General features: G+C 70.0%; 5 protein-coding genes. 3 read left to right on the forward strand and 2 right to left on the reverse strand.

The features are described 5' to 3' along the window. Nucleotides 1-629 (reverse strand): FHA domain-containing protein (locus tag D180_RS21150; RefSeq protein ID WP_017914338.1); only part of this gene is annotated, 629 nt, incomplete at its 3' end. Between the two features lie 116 nt (nucleotides 630-745). Here D180_RS21150 and D180_RS21155 point away from each other — a divergent pair. Next, nucleotides 746-1021, forward strand: a complete 276-nt coding sequence (locus D180_RS21155; RefSeq protein WP_017914339.1) for a polyhydroxyalkanoic acid system family protein — start codon at nucleotides 746-748, stop codon at nucleotides 1019-1021. A 385-nt stretch (nucleotides 1022-1406) separates the two neighbouring features. On the opposite strand, the gene D180_RS21160 is transcribed toward D180_RS21155, so the two are convergent. After that, a complete protein-coding gene (locus D180_RS21160) occupies nucleotides 1407-2126 on the reverse strand; it encodes a hypothetical protein (RefSeq protein ID WP_017914340.1) in 720 nt (239 codons plus the stop codon). An 87-nt stretch (nucleotides 2127-2213) separates the two neighbouring features. Between D180_RS21160 and D180_RS21165 the strand changes: the two genes are divergently transcribed. Both D180_RS21165 and D180_RS21170 read left to right on the forward strand, forming a co-directional pair. After that, nucleotides 2214-3479 carry a patatin-like phospholipase family protein gene (locus D180_RS21165; protein ID WP_017914341.1) on the forward strand — a complete coding sequence of 422 codons (1266 nt, stop codon included), beginning with the start codon at nucleotides 2214-2216 and terminating at the stop codon, nucleotides 3477-3479. 125 nt (nucleotides 3480-3604) lie between these two features. After that, nucleotides 3605-4123 (forward strand): phasin family protein (locus tag D180_RS21170; protein ID WP_017914342.1); only part of this gene is annotated, 519 nt, incomplete at its 3' end.

The following is a 4123-nucleotide window of genomic DNA, read 5'->3' on the forward strand; positions in this document are numbered from 1 at the left end:
TGCGGAACTTCCAGCACGAAGCGGTGCTGGGCATCGAACACCACCTGGTCGCCGGGCTGCAGCCAGCAGCTGCGCACGGCGACGCCATTGACCTGGGTCTGCGCCTCACCGAAGCCGCGCAGCAGCACCCGCTCGCCATGCCGTTCCAGGCGCGCGTGCTGCTCGGCGCAGGCCGGATCGTCGATGCGGATGTCGCACTCGCGCAGGCGGCCGATGCTGCGCACCCGGTCCACGGTGAAACTGCGGCCATGGTGCGGACCGCCGACGCCACGCAGCACCAGGCGCGGATCGTCGTGCTCGGCCTCGCTGACCTCAGGCAGGCGCTGCAGCGGCTCGCACTTGCCCTGCACCACCATCTCCACGCCGTCGGCGTAGACCGCGTCGCCGGCGCGCAGCAGGGCCATGCGCCGCACCGGGCGGCCGTTGACGTGGATGCCGCGGCTGCCGTTGGCGACCTGCAGCCACAGGCCGCGCCGGTCCAGGCAGAACTGCGCCAGCAGCAACGCGCCCTGGGTGTCGTCGACTACGCTGACCTGGCCGGAGGCCAGCCGCACGATGCGATGCACGCCCGCGCGCAGGGGCCGGTCGGGATGTTGGCGGTTGCTGAAATGGACTTGCAGATCGTGCACGGCGGGCAGCCTAGCAGGTTGCCTGCGAGTGCAGAAGCGCGCGCGCTGGACAATGCACCGCGCATACGCACAATGCCTGATCGTTCACGCGGGCACCCGCCCGCACAGGAGCCAGCATGTCCAGCATCGACATCCGCCACGACCACGACAAGACCCCCGCACAGGCCCGCAAGGCCATCGAAACCGCCGCCAAGAAACTGTCCGAGCGCTTCGACCTGGAATCGCACTGGGATGGCGATGCCCTGCTGTTCTCGCGCTCGGGCGTGGACGGACGCATCGAGCTGCTGCCCAAGCAGGTGCACGTGACTGCCGAACTGGGCTTCCTGCTGTCGGCGATGAAGGGCACGGTGGAAAGCGAGATTCGGCGGGTGCTGGCGGAAAAGCTGGGCTGATCAGTGCATCGAGCCCCTCTCCCCTCGGGAGAGGGGTTGGGGTGAGGGTGCGGTACCAAGCGCTGACGCAATCAGTTGCACGAGGCTTCGCCCGTACCCTCATCCGCCCCTTCGGGGCACCTTCCCCCGCAAAAGGGGGCCATGGTCCCGAGGGGAGAAGGGAGCAGCCAAAGCCCCTCTCCCGTCGGGAGAGGGGTTGGGGTGAGGGTCCGGGGCGCACAGCGCCTGCAACGATCTGGCGATACGAGGCTTCGCTCGTACCCTCATCCGCCCCTTCGGGGCACCTTCCCCCGCAAAAGGGGGCCATGGTCCCGAGGGGAGAAGGGAGCAGCCAAAGCCCCTCTCCCGTCGGGAGAGGGGTTGGGGTGAGGGTCCGACCGCTGACTCACTCCAACGCAAACGGATCCGGATCGCCCGCGAACAATCGTTCCGACACGGCGCGCTCGGTAGTCTCGATATCGCCGATGAACCCCTCGGCATCGCCCAGCTTGGAGAACGCGTCGAAACCCCGCTCCAGAAACCCCTGCAGTTCAGACAGCCCCGCCGCCTTGGCCGGGCCTCGGGCGAAGCGCAGCAGCATGCGTACGCCCGGCGTATGTACCGCCTTGGCCAGGCCCAGGCCGACGCGGGCGATCAGGTCGATCTGGCGCTGGCGCAGCCGGGGTAGCCCGGTCTGCCGATAGGCTTCGGCATACAACGCCTCGTCCAGGCGCTTGCGCCGCGGCGCCAGGTCCTGCAGCGCCTCGGCCATGCGCAGGTCCAGGGCGTGGGTCAGCGCACCCAGCTCGATGCCGTCGGCGACCGTGTCCAGCAGCGACGCCGGCATCAGCCGCTGCATCATCGGCAACACCTTGACGATATCGGCATCGCGGCGGCTGAAGTCGCGGTCGCCATAGACGTCGGTCAGGAAGAACATCGCCGCCGGACGCCGTTGCGGATCCTCCAGGAAATGCTCGAAGCTGCGCTCCAGCCGCTCCGATTGCCAGCGCCGCAGTTCCTGCAGCCAGCGCAGCGCATTGCGCGGTTCGCGCACGGGGTCGTGCAGCGCCTGGTGCCACGCCAGGCGGCGGCCGAGTCGTTCCAGGACGGGAGTGCTGCGCGCCATGGGCGCCGATGATGGTCGCAGCCCGGCACGACCGCAAGCGTCACGGCGCTCGGCTACACTCGCGCCACTGCCTCCTGCGGACCGCGCATGCTTTCCCTCCACAGCGCCTCGCCCCGTCCTCATTCCAACGGCCGCATCGGCCTGGCCATCGCCGGCGGCGGGCCGATCGGCGGCATGTATGGCCTCGGCGCGCTGCGCGCCCTGGACGAGGCACTGGACGGACTGGACCTGACCCGCCTGGATTGCTACGTGGGCGTCAGCTCCGGTGCGTTCCTGACCGCCGGGCTGGCCAACCGCATCAGCAGTGCCGAGATCTGCCGGATCTTCGTCACCGGCAACAGCGACGATGCGCGGTTCCGCCCGGAAGACTTCCTGCGGCCCAACGTCTACGAGTATCTGCGCCGTGCCGCGACCCTGCCGGGGCTGGCCTACGGCTGGTGGCACGACCTGCTCACCGAACCGCGCAAGACCCGCTGGTCGGACCTGATCACCCGCTTCGGCGGACTGGTGCCCAGCGGCCTGTTCGACAACGCCGGGGTCGAGCGTTTCCTGCAGGACGTGTTCAGCCGCCGCGGCCGCAGCAACGATTTCCGCGACCTCGACGCCAATCTGTTCGTGGTCGCGGTGGACCTGGACAGCGGCCGTGCGGTGCGCTTCGGCGAGCCGGGCATGGACCACGTGCCGATCTCGCTGGCGATCCAGGCCAGCGCGGCGCTGCCGGGGCTGTATCCGCCGGTGCAGATCGACGGCCACCATTACGTGGACGGCGCGCTGCGCCGCACCATGCATGCCTCCACCTTGCTGGAGCGCGGCATCGACCTGATGATCGGGATCAACCCGCTGGTGCCCTACGACGCCACCCACGCGCCGCGCCGCAATGGCCACATCGACCGCGCGCGGCTGCTCGCCGGCGGCCTGCCGGCGGTGCTGTCGCAGACCTTCCGCACCCTGCTGCAATCGCGCATGCAGGTGGGGCTGGAGAAGTACGCGCGGCAGTATCCGCAGGTGGATCAACTGGTGTTCGAGCCCAACGCCGACAACGGCGAGCTGTTCTTCACCAATCTCTTCAGCTACGCCGCGCGCCACCGCGTGTGCCAGCTCGCCTATCGCAATACCCTGTCGGACCTGCGCCGCAACGCGCAGACGCTGGAGCCGCTGCTGGCCGCGCACGGCATCGCGCTGCGCCACGATATCCTCAACGACCGCAAGCGCACCTTCCTCGATGGCGTGGACGTGCAGCCGCGGCGCATGACCGAGACCACCGCGCGGCTGCGGCGTGCGCTGGACGACGTCGACCAGGTCATCGCCGGCCGCCGCGCCAGGCGCCGCACCCGCCGTTCGCCGGAGGCGTAGCGTGCAGCGCCGGCCGACGTCGCTATCGCTCCCCGCGCACGTCCTGCGCGCGCTGGTGTGATTACTCTAGTCACAGTCCCGAGTCTCGAACCCCGCCACTCACCCGCCGAAGGAACCGCACCGTCATGGCCACTCTGAAGAAGTCCGCCCGCAAGAAGCGCAGCACCGCCGCTGCCGACGACACCCTGCAGGCGCAGGCGGAAAAGCTGTCCAAGCGCCTGGGCGAATCGGCGCAGCAGGTCTGGCTGGCCGGGGTTGGCGCGTTCGGCCGTGCGCAGGCCGAGGGCGGCAAGCTGTTCGAGACCCTGGTGAAGGAAGGCCTGAGCCTGGAGCAGAGCACGCGCAAGCTGGCCGGCGGCGGCGTCGACGCGGTGCGCGATGCGGTGGAGAACCGGGTCGGCCAGGCCCGCGAGCGCGCCGCCGACACCTGGGACCGCCTGGAGAAGGTATTCGAGGATCGCGTGCAGCGCGCCCTGCGCCGCCTGGAAGTGCCCAGCCGCGAGGACCTGGGTGCGCTGATCGAGCGCGTGGACGCGCTCAATGGCGAACTGCGGCATCTGCGCGGCGGCCGTGCCACGCAGGCGGCGGGCAAGGCGCCGGTGGCGAAGAAGGCCGCCAGGAAGACCGCCGCGCCGCGCCCCGCC

It is taken from the genome of Xanthomonas sp. SHU 166, from assembly GCF_000364685.1.
In the GTDB taxonomy this organism is placed as follows: Bacteria; Pseudomonadota; Gammaproteobacteria; order Xanthomonadales; family Xanthomonadaceae; genus Xanthomonas_A; species Xanthomonas_A sontii.